At 60.3% G+C, this 14,843-nt stretch carries 14 protein-coding genes; 9 read left to right on the top strand and 5 right to left on the bottom strand.

The features are described from left to right. The first annotated feature begins 212 nt into the window (after window positions 1-212). Window positions 213-1,046, top strand: a complete 834-nt coding sequence (locus tag ACA057_RS29380) for an EamA family transporter (RefSeq protein WP_497344375.1) — start codon at window positions 213-215, stop codon at window positions 1,044-1,046. A 31-nt stretch (window positions 1,047-1,077) separates the two neighbouring features. Continuing rightward, the gene (locus ACA057_RS29375; RefSeq protein ID WP_401354083.1) at window positions 1,078-1,461 is read left to right on the top strand and encodes an MAPEG family protein; all 384 of its coding nucleotides are present in this window, start codon (window positions 1,078-1,080) and stop codon (window positions 1,459-1,461) included. Between the two features lie 127 nt (window positions 1,462-1,588). Here ACA057_RS29375 and mltA read toward each other — a convergent pair whose 3' ends face one another. Beyond that, window positions 1,589-2,773 (bottom strand): murein transglycosylase A, encoded by a 1,185-nt coding sequence (gene mltA / locus ACA057_RS29370; RefSeq protein ID WP_497344372.1) that lies wholly within the window; start codon window positions 2,771-2,773, stop codon window positions 1,589-1,591. Between the two features lie 127 nt (window positions 2,774-2,900). Here mltA and ACA057_RS29365 point away from each other — a divergent pair, with 127 nt between their 5' ends. Continuing rightward, complete coding sequence (locus tag ACA057_RS29365; protein WP_497344370.1) at window positions 2,901-3,350, top strand: c-type cytochrome; 450 nt, start codon at window positions 2,901-2,903, stop codon at window positions 3,348-3,350. A 149-nt stretch (window positions 3,351-3,499) separates the two neighbouring features. Here the strand turns inward: ACA057_RS29365 and ACA057_RS29360 are convergent, their stop codons facing one another. The 4 genes from ACA057_RS29360 to ACA057_RS29345 form a co-directional block, all read right to left on the bottom strand. Then, on the bottom strand, window positions 3,500-3,892 hold the full coding sequence (locus ACA057_RS29360; RefSeq protein ID WP_497344368.1) for a DUF1090 domain-containing protein: 393 nt from the start codon (window positions 3,890-3,892) through the stop codon (window positions 3,500-3,502). Between the two features lie 91 nt (window positions 3,893-3,983). Continuing rightward, window positions 3,984-5,663, bottom strand: a complete 1,680-nt coding sequence (gene ligB / locus ACA057_RS29355) for an NAD-dependent DNA ligase LigB (RefSeq protein ID WP_497344366.1) — start codon at window positions 5,661-5,663, stop codon at window positions 3,984-3,986. A 243-nt stretch (window positions 5,664-5,906) separates the two neighbouring features. Further along, window positions 5,907-7,097, bottom strand: a complete 1,191-nt coding sequence (gene metK, locus ACA057_RS29350) for a methionine adenosyltransferase (protein ID WP_497344364.1) — start codon at window positions 7,095-7,097, stop codon at window positions 5,907-5,909. 18 nt (window positions 7,098-7,115) lie between these two features. After that, the gene (locus tag ACA057_RS29345; protein ID WP_497344362.1) at window positions 7,116-8,111 is read right to left on the bottom strand and encodes an ArsR/SmtB family transcription factor; all 996 of its coding nucleotides are present in this window, start codon (window positions 8,109-8,111) and stop codon (window positions 7,116-7,118) included. Window positions 8,112-8,384: 273 nt separating this feature from the next. Here ACA057_RS29345 and tkt point away from each other — a divergent pair, with 273 nt between their 5' ends. From tkt to fba, 6 genes are all read left to right on the top strand, one after another. Next, window positions 8,385-10,382, top strand: a complete 1,998-nt coding sequence (tkt, locus tag ACA057_RS29340; RefSeq protein ID WP_497344360.1) for a transketolase — start codon at window positions 8,385-8,387, stop codon at window positions 10,380-10,382. A gap of 151 nt (window positions 10,383-10,533) precedes the next feature. Continuing rightward, window positions 10,534-11,586, top strand: a complete 1,053-nt coding sequence (gene epd / locus ACA057_RS29335; protein ID WP_401354064.1) for an erythrose-4-phosphate dehydrogenase — start codon at window positions 10,534-10,536, stop codon at window positions 11,584-11,586. Between the two features lie 12 nt (window positions 11,587-11,598). After that, window positions 11,599-12,762, top strand: a complete 1,164-nt coding sequence (locus tag ACA057_RS29330; RefSeq protein ID WP_497344357.1) for a phosphoglycerate kinase — start codon at window positions 11,599-11,601, stop codon at window positions 12,760-12,762. A gap of 34 nt (window positions 12,763-12,796) precedes the next feature. After that, complete coding sequence (locus ACA057_RS29325) at window positions 12,797-13,021, top strand: hypothetical protein (RefSeq protein ID WP_497344355.1); 225 nt, start codon at window positions 12,797-12,799, stop codon at window positions 13,019-13,021. Window positions 13,022-13,077: 56 nt separating this feature from the next. Then, a complete protein-coding gene (locus ACA057_RS29320) occupies window positions 13,078-13,410 on the top strand; it encodes an MliC family protein (protein ID WP_401354061.1) in 333 nt (110 codons plus the stop codon). A 270-nt stretch (window positions 13,411-13,680) separates the two neighbouring features. Beyond that, on the top strand, window positions 13,681-14,745 hold the full coding sequence (gene fba, locus ACA057_RS29315; protein ID WP_054044249.1) for a class II fructose-bisphosphate aldolase: 1,065 nt from the start codon (window positions 13,681-13,683) through the stop codon (window positions 14,743-14,745). The last annotated feature ends 98 nt before the right edge of the window (window positions 14,746-14,843 follow it).

The following is a 14,843-nucleotide window of genomic DNA, read 5'->3' as shown; positions in this document are numbered from 1 at the left end:
AGGTCTCTGTCGGTAGTCTTGACGCTTTGATCAGGCATACGCATGCCGATGGCCGTTCTCGAAGAGAGCGGGCAGGCAGAAATTATTGGAATTAGTCTGTGCGCAACTGAGTGCGGCGTGGTCGCTTGCAGTATAAACAGCTGCTGACATATGGCGAATCAATTCTCTATCCCCGATCCTACAGGGGGGGTGGACAACAAAGGGAGTGTGCCGTGCTTGCGACGGCTTTGGTGTTAGTGGCGGCGCTGTTGCACGCGGCGTGGAATACCCTGATCAAGTTCAGTGCCGAGCGGCTGTTGGTGGTGGCCTGCATGGACAGTGTGGCGATGTTGTTTGTCGCCGTGATGCTGCCCTTCGTGGCGCTGCCGCCACTGGATATCTGGCCGTGGATTCTGGCGTCGGCAGCGTTCGAGTTGCTCTACCGCTATCTGTTGATCCAGGCGTATCGGGTCGGCGACCTCGGTCTGGTCTATCCGCTGATGCGTGGTTTGTCGCCGTTGGTGGTGCTGGCGCTGACGCTTATCTTTGCCGGGGAAGTACTGACGAATCAGCAGATCTTCGGGATTCTGCTGATCCCGTTCGGCATGCTTTGCCTGCTGTGGCAGGGCGGGGGCGGTGCGCGTTTGCCGTGGTCGATGCTGCCGGTGGTGGCGCTGATCGGCTTGTGCATCGGTTGCTACACCTTCATCGATGGCCAGGCGTTGCGGCGCTGGTCTCATCCGCTGGATTACCTGGTCTGGGTCACGCTGCTCAGTGCCTGGCCGTTTCCGTTATTGGCGCTGGTGCGCAAGCGCCCGGCGTTCATGCTGTTCTGGCGTGAGCAGTGGCGACTGGGATTGGCGGTCGGGTTTTGTGTGTTGTTCAGCTACGCTCTGGTGCTGTGGGCCATGCAGCTGGGCTCGATAGCCGAAGCGGCGGCATTGCGCGAGATCAGCGTGATCCTGGTGGTGCTGTTTGGCATGCGCTACCTGAAAGAACCTTTTGGCCGGCCACGGCTCTTAGCCTGTGGGCTGGTGCTGATTGGCATGCTGGTAATGAAATTCTGACTGTTCTGAAACGTGAAAAAAGGACTGCTTTATGACGGTTGCTCTGTGGTGCATTTTGATCGCGATTGTCCTGCCCTATATCTGCACGGGCATCGCCAGGGCCTGTGGCGGGTTCAGGCCGAAAGACAACCATGACCCCCGTGACTTTCTCGAGTCACTGAATGGTGTGGGCCGGCGCGCGTATGCGGCGCACCTGAACAGTTTCGAAGTGACTCCCGCGTTCGCGGCTGCGGTGATTGTCGCGCACCTGGCCGGCAATGCCGAACTGGTGACGATCAATGTGCTGTCGGTGTTGTTCATCACCAGTCGGTTGCTGTACATCATTTGCTACCTGGCGGACTGGGCGATGTTGCGGTCGCTGGTGTGGTTGGTGGGATTGGGGTTGATCGTCAGTTTCTTTGTGGTTTCTGTCTGACAGTACTTCGGTGTTTTTGCGGGCCTCTTCGCGAGCAAGCCCGCTCCCACATTGGATTTGTATACGCCGCAGAATAAATGTGGGAGCGGGCTTGCTCGCGAAAGCTATCGATCAGTCTCCGCACAACTCAAGGATTGGCTTTAGCCGCATCGGCAACCTGCGGCACTTGCGGCAGCGCCGCGCCTTTAGGCCACAGCATCCAGATTTGCCCCTGCTGTTTCATATCACCGGCCAATTGCCCGGCCGCTTCGCCGGTGCCCCAGAACAAGTCCGCACGCACTTCGCCGGCAATCGCGCCGCCAGTATCCTGAGCAGCCACCGGGCGTACCAGCGCGGTGCCGTCCGGTTTGGTGGTCGATAGCCACAACAGACTGCCCAGCGGAATCACCTTGCGGTCCACCGCCGCGCTGTAACCGGCCGTCAGTGGCACATTCAGCGAGCCACGAGGCCCTTCGTTGCTGTCCGGGTTACGGGTGAAAAACACGTAGCTGGGGTTGCTGCCAAGCAGTTCCGGGATTCGCGCCGGATTGGCCTTGGCCCAGGTGCTGATCGCGCCCATGGTCACGTCTTCTTTCTTCAGCTCACCTTGCTCAACCAGCCAACGGCCGATCGGTCGATACGGATGGCCGTTCTGGTCGGCATACGCAATACGCAACTGGCGGCCATCGTCGAGCTGGATGCGGCCCGAACCCTGGATTTGCAGAAATTGCAGGTTCATCGGATCGGTCAGCCAGGCCACGACCGGTGCCTTGACCCCTTTGGTTTCGATGGTGGCCGCATCGTCGTACGGCTTGAGCACGCGGCCTTCGAGTCGCCCGCGCAGGCGTTTGCCCTTGAGTTCCGGATAGAGGCTGTCCAGGGAGACGATGATCATGTCTTCGGGGACGCCGTACACCGGAATGTTCGCCACTGCGGTTTGGGTCAGGCTGCCGGGGTAGACCGGTTCGTAGTAACCGGTGATCAGGCCGTTGGGGTTGTCATTGGCGGCGCGCAGGCCATAGACGTCGAGATTCTGCTTGAGGAACCCGCGAATCTCGTTGGCGGTTTGCGGCACGTTGGCGGAAGCCGCGCAGGTCGAGCCCCAGACCGGATCGGCCTTGAGTCGGGTGCAGGCGCTGCGCCACGAGCCGAAGCCGGCGACGAGGTCGTTGTCGGACACGCTCGGAAGCGCTTCCCACGTGGCGCTGGAGTAAGTGGCCAGTGCGTGGGTTTTCGGCTTGGTGTTATCGCCACCGGTGCAGCCCGCGAGCACGGCCACCATCGGAAGGGTCCAGGCCAGGCTGTGGCGCCATGCCTTGTAACGGCTGTTCATGGAGTAATTCCTTTGCCGGTTGCCTGAGTGCTCCATGCGCTCAAACAACCCGTATTGATAATAGGGCTATTGGTCTTTGCCGATGACACGAGGATACTGGCCGCCGTTCCCGTGACCTGAAGCCACCATGACTCTTAAAAGACTTTCTGTTGTATTGCTGGCCTGTGTGACCTTGTCCGCTTGCGGTGGTGTCGACCCTGACTCGCCGCTGGGTCAACGCAAGGCGATTTTCAAGCAAATGCTCAAGACCGGTGAAGACCTGGGCGGCATGTTGCGTGGCCGCATTCCGTTCGACGGTCCGAAATTCGCTGACGGCGCGGTGAAGCTCGATGCGCTGTCCCGTGAACCGTGGAAACATTTTCCGCAGGTGCGCGAAGAAGATCACACCAGCGCCAAGAGCGATGTCTGGCAGAAGCAGGAACGCTTCCAGGAAATGGCTCGCACCCTTGAAACCGCCACCGGTGAATTGGTGGTTGCCAGCAAGGTTCAACCCTACAAGGCCAGTAACCTGGGCCCGGCGGTACAGAAGGTCGAAGATGCGTGCAGCGCGTGCCATAAAGAGTTTCGGGATCATTGATTAGCAGTATTCTGGCTGATGTCGATCGTTCCCATGCTCTGCGTGGGAATACAGCCCGTGACGCTCTGCGTCACTGGACGCAGAGCGTCCCTTGAAGCATTCCCACGCGGAGCATGGGAACGATCAAGATCCTTGGTTTTCACCTCTTCTTACTTGTCCAGCTCATCCAGCGCGTCCTGCAATTCCTTGCGGGACTCGGCCAGTTTGTCTTTGCGCTTGTTGATTCTCTCGGGATCGCCTTTTTTCATCGCCTTGTCGAGATCAGCCTGACGCTTGCTCACTTCGTGCTTGGCATCGAGCACCTTGTTTTCCCGTTCTTTCTTCAGGGAGGCGTCGGTGCAGTGGGCGGTGACTTCGCTGAGTGCGGTTTCCAGGCCGGCCTGTTGATCGGCGTTACCGTGGGATTTGGCCAGTTCGATCTGGTTGATGATGCCCTGTTTCTTGGCGGCGCAGCCGGTCAGCCCCGGCGCTTCTTCGCCGGCCATCAGTGGAGCGGCCATCACGCTGCAAAGCGTCAACAAGGCGAGCGGTAGAAATTTCATAAAAGCTCCATGTGAAAAAGCGATCGTGGCGATGGGGTGTTTGAGCCCGGCGGCACTCTTGGGTTCCCGGGTTGGCGGGCATCGTCGTTGGCTAAAAACCGTCGATCCCGGCGACCCGTAATGTTTCGCTCAAGGCCAGTACCTGCGGGTCGCGGAAAAATGCGCTCAATTGTGCCGCACGTCCGGGACCGATACCGGCTTCGGCCTGCCATTGTCCGGTGGTTCGCTGCGCCAACGCCTGCCATGAATCGGCGAGGCGTGCCTGCCCGGTCGGTGGTAGGCCCAGGGCCTTGAGCCAGCGGGTGAAAGGGCGTTGGCGGGCGTTGTTGAAACTGTTCAACAGGCGAGCACTGCTGCGCTCGCCGAAGCCGTCAATGTTAGCAAGCTCTTGGGCATCGAGGGTCAACCAATCCAGCAGGCCATTCAGGCGGCCTGTTTCGAGAAGTTTCTCCCAGGTACCCGGGCCGAGGTGGGGCAAGGCCAGTCCCTGCTTGCCACTGAGCCAGGTCAGGCGCGCCAGAAATTGACTCTCGCATCCCGGTGTCGGCTGCCAGCAACTCAACTGATGAAAGTCCGCTGCCAGCGGCACCTCCATTTCAGGGCGCTCGGTGCTGCGCAGTACGACGCCATCCAGTCTGGGAATGGTCAGGCCCGCGAGGCTGATGGACACCTGATCGCCGGGGCGGATGTCCAATTCTTCCCAGCGCCGCAGTGAGCTGACGCTGACCCGCTTGATCTGCCGGTCATCCAGTTGCACTGGCGTCAGATCCAGCACCGGGGTAATTCGCCCGGTCCGTCCAATCTTGAAGTGAACCTTGCGCACCTCGGCCAGCGCCTGGGCAAACGGGTATTTCCAGGCGACGCTCCAATAAGGTGGTTTCGCCTGCCAGCGTTCGGCGGGCGGGCGTTGATCCTGGCGCAGGACAATGCCATCGCTGGTGAAGGGCAGGGGAGCGCGATGCCAGTGCTCGCGCCAGCGTTCGGCGTCGGCAAATGCCTTGATCGGCTGACTGTAGGGCGCGGTGCTCGGGAAACCCAGTTCATCCAGCACCGCCACGCGGGCGGACAAGCTGGCCGGGCCTTGGGGCCAGTCCCAGACGAACAGGCCGATCCCTTCGGCTTGTTCGATGCTCAATATCTTGCGGGCCATCAAGCCAGCGACGGTGGCGCGGGCATTGAGGCTGCCGGCCTTGGCTTGAATGTGCTCGGTCAGGCGCCAATAGAGTTCGCCTTGCAACAACAGGTCCAGCGGTTGTGGCAGGTGTTGAGGGATGGCGGCGATCTGACGCGCCGAGGCCGTCCAGTCCTGGCCGTTCATTCCGTCCCCGCGACTGATGGCTTGAGTCAGTAGGCCTTTGCGGTAAATCAGTGTCACCGCCACGCCGTCGACTTTGGGTTGGACCCAGATGTCAGTGCGGTCACGCAGCCAGTTTTCGACGGCACGACCATCACGAAGCTTTTCCAGGCCGGTATGGGCGATGGGGTGGGGAATCTTGCCGCCCGCGGTGCGCAAGGGGTCTGCGAGTGGGCCTGAGTTGAAACAGTGATGCCATTCGATCAGGCGGGCGCGGGACTGATCGTAGAGTTCATCGGTGACCAATGAGCGGCCCTGGCGATGATAGTTGTCGTCCCAGAGATCGATCTGTTTTTGCAGCGCGGTGGTTTCGTTCAGCGCTCGTGCAGGGGGCCAGTCGGGGCATTCGGTGGCGTTGGTGGTCAGGCAGGCAAAGGTCAGCAGGAGACCGAAAAACAGGTGCAGGATGGTGAGCATTGTGAGCGTCCTTGCTCAGGGAGATGCTTGAAGGCTAGTCAGTATTTTCAGGGGAGGCAGGTGGGTGTTTTGCTTGGTGTTTCTGATGGTGACTGGGCTGGCGCCATCGCGAGCAGGCTCGCTCCCACAGTGGAATGCGGTCAACTGTGGGAGCGGGTCTGCTCGCGACGCGGTCTGAAGTGAAGACAATAAAAAGCCCCGCACGGCGAACCATGCGGGGCTTTGGGTGCCGCCGGGAAAGTCTTACAGGCCCGCAGCAGAACGCAGAGCGTCGACGCGGTCGGTTTTTTCCCAGGTGAACGTGGTGAACGTATCGTCGCCAACGGTCTTGGTTTGCGGGGTGCGACCGAAGTGGCCATACGCCGCGGTTTCCTGGTACATCGGGTGCAGCAGGTCGAGCATGGTGGTGATTGCGTACGGACGCAGGTCGAACACTTCGCGGACCAGGTTGATGATTTTCTCATCGCTGATCTTGCCGGTGCCGAAGGTGTTCAACGAAATCGACGTAGGCTGGGCCACACCGATCGCGTAGGAAACCTGAATCTCGCAACGCTCGGCCAGGCCGGCAGCGACGATGTTCTTGGCCACGTAACGACCGGCGTAGGCGGCCGAACGGTCAACCTTCGATGGATCTTTGCCGGAGAACGCACCGCCACCGTGACGCGCCATGCCGCCGTAGGTGTCGACGATGATCTTGCGACCGGTCAGGCCGCAGTCGCCCACCGGGCCGCCGATGATGAACTGGCCAGTCGGGTTGATGTGGAACTGGGTGTCCTTGTGCAGCAGTTCGGCAGGCAGTACATGCTTGACGATCAGCTCCATCACGCCTTCGCGCAGGTCTTTGTAAGACACTTCAGGGTTGTGCTGGGTCGACAGGACAACGGCGTCGATGCCGACCACCTTGCCATTTTCGTAACGGCAGGTGACCTGGGACTTGGCATCCGGACGCAGCCACGGCAGCAGGCCGGATTTGCGGGCTTCAGCCTGACGCTGCACCAACTGGTGAGAGAAGGTGATCGGCGCGGGCATCAGCACGTCGGTTTCGTTGCTGGCGTAGCCGAACATCAGGCCCTGGTCACCGGCACCCTGATCTTCAGGCTTGGCACGGTCGACACCCTGGTTGATGTCCGGGGACTGCTTGCCGATGATATTCATCACGCCGCAGGTCGCACCGTCGAAGCCGACGTCGGAGCTGGTGTAGCCGATGTCGGTGATCACGTCACGAACGATCTGCTCCAGGTCAACCCAGGCCGAGGTGGTGACTTCGCCAGCGATGATCGCCACACCCGTTTTCACCAGCGTCTCGCACGCCACGCGGGCGAACTTGTCTTCAGCAATGATTGCGTCCAGCACTGCGTCGGAAATCTGGTCGGCGATTTTATCCGGATGCCCTTCAGACACGGACTCGGAGGTGAAGAGGGAGTATTCGCTCATCTCGATGTTTTCCTGAAATTACCGATGGTGAGTGTCGCCAGTCGGTCGCTGAAAGTGGCGGACCTGAATCTGGAAACCATTACGTAAGCCTACATAGAGGCTTTCCCCGGGAACGAGTCCCGCAGCGGTGGCCCAACGGGCCAAATCGTCCTGTTCAAACCCCAACCAGAGATCACCGCAGGCCTCCCTGGCCCAACTCTGGTTGTGGCTGCATAAATCGGTTACCAGCAAGCTACCGCCTGATTGCAGCAAGCCGGCCATGTGTTTGAGCGCTTCGGCCGGCGCGGCAAAATGGTGCAGCACCATGTTCAGTACAACGCAATCGGCCTTGAGGCTGACGCCGTTCAGGGCGTCGGCCAGTTGCAAATTGACGTTGGTCAGCGTTTCGCGCTCGCAGACCTGGCGTGCCAGTTCGAGCATCGCCGGGCTGTTATCCAGCGCTGTCACTTGAGTGAAGCGGCGCGCCAGTTCCGGCAGGAATGCACCGTCTCCGGGGCCGACTTCAATGGCGGTGGCGCCTTCACTGAAACTCAATTTGTCGAGCAAGGCCACCACGCTTTCGCGGTATTGCGGCAGGCCGGCGATCAAGTCTTGCTGGGCGCGAAATTTCTCTGCAACCCGTGAGAAAAAGTCCTGGCTGGCCGCCGCTCGTTGCCCATGAACCTGACCAATCCGCGACTGCACATCGGCCGGCAGGGTCAGGTTGTCCACTTCCTCGAGCAGGGCCGCATGCAGCTTGCCGCCCGGCAGGTCGGTGTGGGGCAGGGCGCGACGGTAGAAAATCGCGTTGCCTTCACGGCGCGTCGCCACCAGGTCGGCCTGGGCCAATACCTTGAGGTGATGGCTCATGCCGGACTGACCGATGCCGAAGATTTGTGCCAGTTCCAGTACGCCAAACGAATCGTTGGCCAGCGCACGTAATACGTTCAGGCGCAGCGGATCACCACCGGCCTTGCACAGGGCCGACAGCTCATCGCAATCGTCATGTCGAATCGAGGGCGCGCGTAAATTCATAAGGCCAGCAGTCTAGTGACGGTCAGAAAGCATCGCAAGGGCAATATCAAAAAGTTTTGATATTGCTCGATAGATGGCACTTCTCGGCGTTAGGTTTAGTCAACAAACGAACAGCGGAAAGGTTTCACCCGTCGAATACGCTGTTAACCATTGGAAAAACGCCTTCAGATGACTATCTGTCATTGCCCCGAGGCGGGTGGGTGAGGGAAAATGCTCGCCTTTTTTCCGATTCGTTTTATTCACTCTCGATTCAATATCCGCAGGAGAACAGCGATGCCCAGCCGTCGTGAGCGTGCCAACGCCATTCGTGCCCTCAGCATGGATGCCGTGCAAAAAGCCAACAGCGGCCATCCCGGTGCCCCTATGGGTATGGCGGATATCGCCGAAGTACTTTGGCGTGACTACCTGAAGCACAACCCGAGCAATCCATCGTTCGCCGACCGTGACCGCTTCGTGCTGTCCAACGGCCACGGCTCGATGCTGATCTACTCGCTGCTGCACCTGACCGGCTACGACCTGTCTATCGAAGACCTGAAAAACTTCCGCCAACTGCACAGCCGCACCCCGGGCCACCCGGAATTCGGCTACACCCCAGGTGTTGAAACCACCACCGGTCCACTGGGCCAGGGCCTGGCCAACGCCGTGGGTTTCGCCCTGGCTGAAAAAGTCCTGGCGGCGCAGTTCAACCGTCCTGGCCATAATGTCGTCGACCACCACACCTATGTGTTCCTGGGTGATGGCTGCATGATGGAAGGCATCTCCCACGAAGTCGGCTCCCTGGCCGGCACCTTGGGCCTGGGCAAGCTGATCGCTTTCTATGATGACAACGGCATCTCCATCGACGGCGAAGTCGAAGGCTGGTTCACCGACGACACGCCGAAGCGTTTCGAAGCCTACAACTGGCAGGTGATCCGCAACGTCGACGGTCACGACCCGGAAGAAATCAAGATCGCGATCGAGACTGCACGCAAAAGCGAGCAGCCAACCCTGATCTGCTGCAAGACCACCATCGGCTTCGGTTCGCCGAACAAGCAAGGCAAGGAAGATTGCCACGGCGCCCCGTTGGGTGACGCGGAAATCGCCCTGACCCGCGCGGCGCTGAAATGGAACCACGGCCCGTTCGACATCCCGGCCGACATCTATGCCGAGTGGGATGCCAAGGAAGCCGGTCGCGCGGCCGAAGCCGAATGGGATCAGCGTTTTGCTGCCTACTCCGCTGAATTCCCTGAGCTGGCCAACGAACTGGTGCGTCGTCTGAGCGGCGAGCTGCCGGCTGACTTCGCGGAAAAAGCCTCGGCTTATATTGCTGAAGTCGCGGCCAAGGGCGAAACCATCGCCAGCCGTAAAGCCAGCCAGAACGCACTGAATGCCTACGGCCCGCTGTTGCCTGAACTGCTGGGCGGTTCCGCTGACCTCGCCGGTTCCAACCTGACCCTGTGGAAAGGTTGCAAAGGCGTGACGGCTGAAGACGCCAGCGGCAACTACATGTACTACGGCGTTCGCGAGTTCGGCATGAGCGCGATCATGAACGGCGTCACCCTGCACGGTGGTCTTGTGCCTTACGGCGCGACCTTCCTGATGTTCATGGAATACGCCCGCAACGCTGTGCGCATGGCCTCGCTGATGAAGAAGCGCGTGGTGTTCGTTTACACCCACGATTCCATCGGTCTGGGCGAAGACGGCCCGACGCACCAGCCGATCGAGCAACTGACCAGCCTGCGCAGCACGCCAAACCTCGATACCTGGCGCCCAGCCGATGCCGTTGAATCGGCCGTGTGCTGGAAGCTGGCTCTGGAACGCAAGGACGGCCCTTCGGCGCTGATCTTCTCGCGTCAGAACCTGCAGCACCAGGATCGCAACGCGCTGCAAATCGCCGACATCGCCCGTGGCGGTTACGTGTTGAAGGACTGCGACGGCGAGCCTGAGCTGATCCTGATCTCCACCGGCTCGGAAGTCGGCCTGGCGGTTCAGGCGTACGACAAGCTGACCGAGCAAGGTCGCAAGGTGCGTGTGGTTTCGATGCCGTGCACCAGCGTGTTCGATGCGCAGGACGCCGGCTACAAGCAAGCGGTCCTGCCGTTGCAGGTCAGTGCCCGTATCGCGATCGAAGCGGCTCACGCGGACTACTGGTACAAGTACGTGGGCCTGGAAGGCCGCGTGATCGGCATGACCACCTACGGCGAGTCGGCGCCTGCGCCAGCCTTGTTCGAAGAGTTCGGCTTCACCCTGGAAAACATCCTGGGTCAGGCTGAAGAGCTGCTGGAAGACTAAGTCCAGGTAATGTATTGCCTGTTCTGACGCCATCGCGGGCAAGCCCGCTCCCACAGGGATTTTTACCGTCCATGTGGGAGCGGGCTTGCCCGCGATAGCGGTAGCCAGGTCACACTGCAATGACGGATTCACCACGGTAATCGAGAACCTCATGCCTCAACCGCGTCCTTACAAAGTTGCACTCAACGGCTACGGCCGGATTGGTCGTTGCGTCTTGCGTGCGTTGTTTGAGCGAGGCGAAAAGGCCGGGTTTGAAATTGTCGCGATCAATGATCTGGCCGACATGGCCAGCATCGAATACCTGACACGCTTCGACTCCACTCACGGGCGTTTCCCCGGCGAAGTGAAGGTCGAAGGCGATTGTCTGCATATTAAGGGCGACTGCGTGAAGGTCCTGCGCAGTGCCACCCCCGAAGGCATCGATTGGGCGTCGTTGGGCGTCGATCTGGTGCTGGAGTGCTCCGGCGCTTACCACACCCGTGAAGATGGCCAGCGTTTCCTCGACGCCGGCGCGCCACGCGTGCTGTTTTCCCAGCCGATGGCCAGCGAAGCGGATGTCGACGCCACCATCGTCTACGGCGTGAACCAGGATTGCCTGACCGGCGACGAGCTGCTGGTGTCCAACGCGTCCTGCACCACCAACTGCGGCGTGCCACTGTTGCGCCTGCTGGATCAGGCCATTGGTCTGGAATACGTGTCGATCACCACCATCCACTCGGCGATGAACGACCAACCGGTAATCGATGCCTATCACCACGAAGACCTGCGTCGCACGCGTTCGGCGTTTCAGTCGGTGATTCCGGTGTCCACTGGTCTGGCGCGTGGCATCGAGCGTCTGTTGCCGGAACTTGCCGGGCGAATTCAGGCCAAAGCCGTACGAGTGCCGACGGTTAACGTGTCTTGCCTCGACATTACGATGCAGACCGTCAGCGACACCGACGCCACCGAGGTCAACCGGATTCTGCGCGAGGCCGCCACCAGCGGCCCGCTCAAAGGCCTTCTGGCTTACACCGAGCTCCCCCATGCAAGCTGTGATTTCAACCACGACCCACATTCGGCCATCGTCGATGCCAGTCAGACTCGAGTTTCCGGCCCACGGCTGGTGAACATCCTGGCCTGGTTCGACAACGAATGGGGTTTTGCCAACCGAATGCTGGACGTTGCAGAGCACTATCTGCAAACAGCCACCTCTCCAAAACAGTAGGAAATGCGACCCATGACCGTGTTGAAGATGACCGACCTCGATCTGCAAGGTAAGCGTGTACTGATCCGCGAAGACCTCAACGTCCCAGTCAAGGACGGTGTAGTCACCAGCGACGCGCGTATCCTGGCTTCGCTGCCGACCATCAAGCTGGCCCTGGAAAAAGGCGCGGCCGTGATGGTCTGCTCGCACCTTGGCCGTCCGACCGAAGGCGAGTTCTCGGCCGAGAACAGCCTCAAGCCAGTCGCTGACTACCTGAGCAAGGCCCTGGGCCGCGAAGTGCCGCTGGTCGCCGATTACCTGGGCGGCGTCGACGTCAAGGCCGGCGACATCGTGCTGTTCGAAAACGTACGCTTCAACAAAGGCGAGAAAAAGAACGCTGACGAACTGGCCCAGCAATACGCCGCCCTGTGCGACGTGTTCGTGATGGACGCCTTCGGCACCGCTCACCGCGCCGAGGGTTCAACCCACGGCGTGGCCAAGTTCGCCAAAGTCGCCGCCGCTGGCCCGCTGCTGGCCGCCGAACTGGACGCACTGGGCAAAGCCCTCGGCGCCCCGGCTCAGCCAATGGCTGCCATCGTTGCCGGCTCCAAGGTCTCGACCAAACTCGACGTGCTCAATAGCCTGAGCCAGATCTGCAATCAGTTGATCGTCGGCGGCGGCATTGCCAACACTTTCCTGGCCGCTGCCGGTCACCCGGTCGGCAAGTCCCTGTACGAACCGGACCTGCTGGACACCGCCCGCGCCATCGCCGCCAAGGTCAGCGTGCCGCTGCCGGTCGACGTGGTGGTGGCCAAGGAATTCGCTGAAAGCGCCACCGCCACCGTCAAGCTGATCGCCGACGTGGCTGCCGACGACATGATCCTGGACATCGGCCCTCAGACCGCAGCGAATTTCGCCGAGCTGTTGAAGTCGTCCAAGACCATTCTGTGGAACGGCCCGGTGGGCGTGTTCGAATTCGACCAGTTCGGTAACGGCACCAAAGTCCTGGCTCAGGCCATCGCGCAAAGCTCGGCGTTCTCGATCGCTGGCGGTGGTGACACCCTGGCGGCCATCGATAAATATGGCGTTGCTGAGCAAATCTCCTACATTTCTACCGGTGGCGGCGCGTTCCTCGAATTCGTCGAAGGCAAAGTGCTGCCAGCCGTCGAAATCCTGGAAAGCCGGGCCAAGGCCTGAGGCCGCCTATTTGACCAGGCAAAGGAGTGTTTATATGGTCAGGACCCTAGCGCTGTTGATCGTCGCGGTTTCGCTGGCGGCTTGCGGGAGCAACCCGAAAGCCAAGCCGGACCCCGCGCCGGCTGCGCCGGAGGATAAAGGCTGCTACCAGGCTGACTGGCAGGCCGAAACCAACCCGGTGCTCAACAAGCGTTCCGGGCCTGATGGCCTGGACAAATACGAGACACAGACCCCGGCCAAGGAACATGGCTGCCCTTGACGGGTCTGACTCTTTACTCAGGGCTGGCGGCGGGCGCCGTCAGTCGAGGACCACGGATGAAAGGTTTTATCGCCATTACGGCGCTGGCACTGCTGGCGGGTTGCTCGAATTTCAACCTGTTCAAGCCTGCCGAATCGACGGACAACTGGACCACCTGGACTTGCGACAGCCAGGCCAAAGTGCTCTGGCGTTATACCGACGACAGCCGTAAGGAAGTCGATGTGCGCCTCGGCGGGGCCGATCAGGTCTACCGCCTGAAGCTTGAGCCGGGCGCCGAAGGTTCGCTGTACAGCAACGACATGTTGGCGTTTCACATAAAAGGTGAGGAAGGCCTGGTGTACTGGGTCGCCACCAATGATTTGATCGGCCGCGGTTGTAAGGCGCAGTAATTGACACACCACAGATCCAATGTGGAAGCAGATCCAAATGTGGGAGCGGGCTTGCTCGCGAAAGCGGTGGGCCAGCTTGCATCAGTGCTGAATGTTGAACCGCATTCGTGAGCAAGCCCGCTCCCACAGTGGATCTGTGTAGGGACATCAGATTTTGGCAACACCGAATGAGCGGACCGGACCAACCCCCGATCTGCAATAACTTGAATAGCCGCCGCCGCTACGGCAGGCTGGCACGATTAACGACCCAAACCGGGAGAGACACACACAATGGCACTTATCAGCATGCGCCAGATGCTGGACCACGCAGCCGAGTTCGGCTACGGCGTTCCAGCCTTCAACGTCAACAACCTTGAGCAGATGCGCGCCATCATGGAAGCCGCTGACAAGACTGACTCCCCGGTGATCGTCCAGGCTTCGGCCGGTGCTCGCAAATACGCCGGTGCACCGTTCCTGCGTCACCTGATCCTGGCGGCAATCGAAGAATTCCCGCACATCCCGGTGTGCATGCACCAGGACCACGGCACCAGCCCTGACGTGTGCCAGCGCTCCATTCAACTGGGCTTCAGCTCGGTGATGATGGACGGTTCCCTGGGCGAAGACGGCAAGACGCCGACCGACTACGACTACAACATCCGCGTCACCCAACAAACCGTGGCCATGGCTCACGCCTGCGGCGTATCGGTTGAAGGCGAGCTGGGCTGCCTGGGTTCGCTGGAAACCGGCATGGCCGGTGAAGAAGACGGCATCGGCGCCGAAGGCGTTCTGGATCACAGCCAAATGCTGACCGACCCGGAAGAAGCCGCTGACTTCGTCAAACGTACCCAAGTCGATGCCCTGGCCATCGCCATCGGCACCAGCCACGGCGCGTACAAGTTCACCAAGCCGCCTACCGGCGACGTGCTGGCGATCGACCGCATCAAAGAAATCCACAAGCGCATCCCGAACACTCATCTGGTGATGCACGGTTCGTCTTCGGTGCCACAAGACTGGCTGGCGATCATCAACCAGTACGGCGGCGACATCAAAGAAACCTACGGCGTACCGGTTGAAGAAATCGTCGAAGGCATCAAGCACGGCGTGCGCAAGGTCAACATCGACACCGACCTGCGCCTGGCATCCACCGGTGCGATGCGTCGCCTGATGGCCACCAACCCGAGCGAATTCGACCCACGTAAATTCTTCGGCGCCACTGTCACTGCCATGCGCGACGTGTGCATCGCACGTTACGAAGCCTTCGGTACCGCAGGCAACGCTTCGAAGATCAAGCCGATCTCCCTGGAAGCGATGTACCAGCGTTACCTGAAAGGTGAGTTGAACGCCAAGGTCAACTAAGCCTTCAGCGTTTGAGCTGCATTAAAAAACCCGCCGAGAGGCGGGTTTTTTTGTGCGCGAACTCATTGAGCTTAACCGAAAACGTTTGTGAGTTATGG

It is taken from the genome of Pseudomonas sp. LBUM1661 (assembly GCF_059695925.1).
The sequence above is the reverse complement of the archived record's forward strand: the minus strand, read 5'-3'. Positions and strand labels throughout refer to the sequence as shown.

What these genes read in the sequence shown, in the direction of transcription:
- fba (WP_054044249.1), top strand. Translation starts at nt 13,681, where the DNA reads ATGGCACTTATCAGCATGCGCCAGATGCTGGACCACGCAGCCGAGTTC.
- ACA057_RS29375 (WP_401354083.1), top strand. Translation starts at nt 1,078, where the DNA reads ATGACGGTTGCTCTGTGGTGCATTTTGATCGCGATTGTCCTGCCCTAT.
- ACA057_RS29320 (WP_401354061.1), top strand. Translation starts at nt 13,078, where the DNA reads ATGAAAGGTTTTATCGCCATTACGGCGCTGGCACTGCTGGCGGGTTGC.
- metK (WP_497344364.1), bottom strand. Translation starts at nt 7,097, where the DNA reads ATGAGCGAATACTCCCTCTTCACCTCCGAGTCCGTGTCTGAAGGGCAT.
- ACA057_RS29345 (WP_497344362.1), bottom strand. Translation starts at nt 8,111, where the DNA reads ATGAATTTACGCGCGCCCTCGATTCGACATGACGATTGCGATGAGCTG.
- ligB (WP_497344366.1), bottom strand. Translation starts at nt 5,663, where the DNA reads ATGCTCACCATCCTGCACCTGTTTTTCGGTCTCCTGCTGACCTTTGCC.
- ACA057_RS29365 (WP_497344370.1), top strand. Translation starts at nt 2,901, where the DNA reads ATGACTCTTAAAAGACTTTCTGTTGTATTGCTGGCCTGTGTGACCTTG.
- tkt (WP_497344360.1), top strand. Translation starts at nt 8,385, where the DNA reads ATGCCCAGCCGTCGTGAGCGTGCCAACGCCATTCGTGCCCTCAGCATG.
- epd (WP_401354064.1), top strand. Translation starts at nt 10,534, where the DNA reads ATGCCTCAACCGCGTCCTTACAAAGTTGCACTCAACGGCTACGGCCGG.
- ACA057_RS29330 (WP_497344357.1), top strand. Translation starts at nt 11,599, where the DNA reads ATGACCGTGTTGAAGATGACCGACCTCGATCTGCAAGGTAAGCGTGTA.
- ACA057_RS29360 (WP_497344368.1), bottom strand. Translation starts at nt 3,892, where the DNA reads ATGAAATTTCTACCGCTCGCCTTGTTGACGCTTTGCAGCGTGATGGCC.
- mltA (WP_497344372.1), bottom strand. Translation starts at nt 2,773, where the DNA reads ATGAACAGCCGTTACAAGGCATGGCGCCACAGCCTGGCCTGGACCCTT.
- ACA057_RS29325 (WP_497344355.1), top strand. Translation starts at nt 12,797, where the DNA reads ATGGTCAGGACCCTAGCGCTGTTGATCGTCGCGGTTTCGCTGGCGGCT.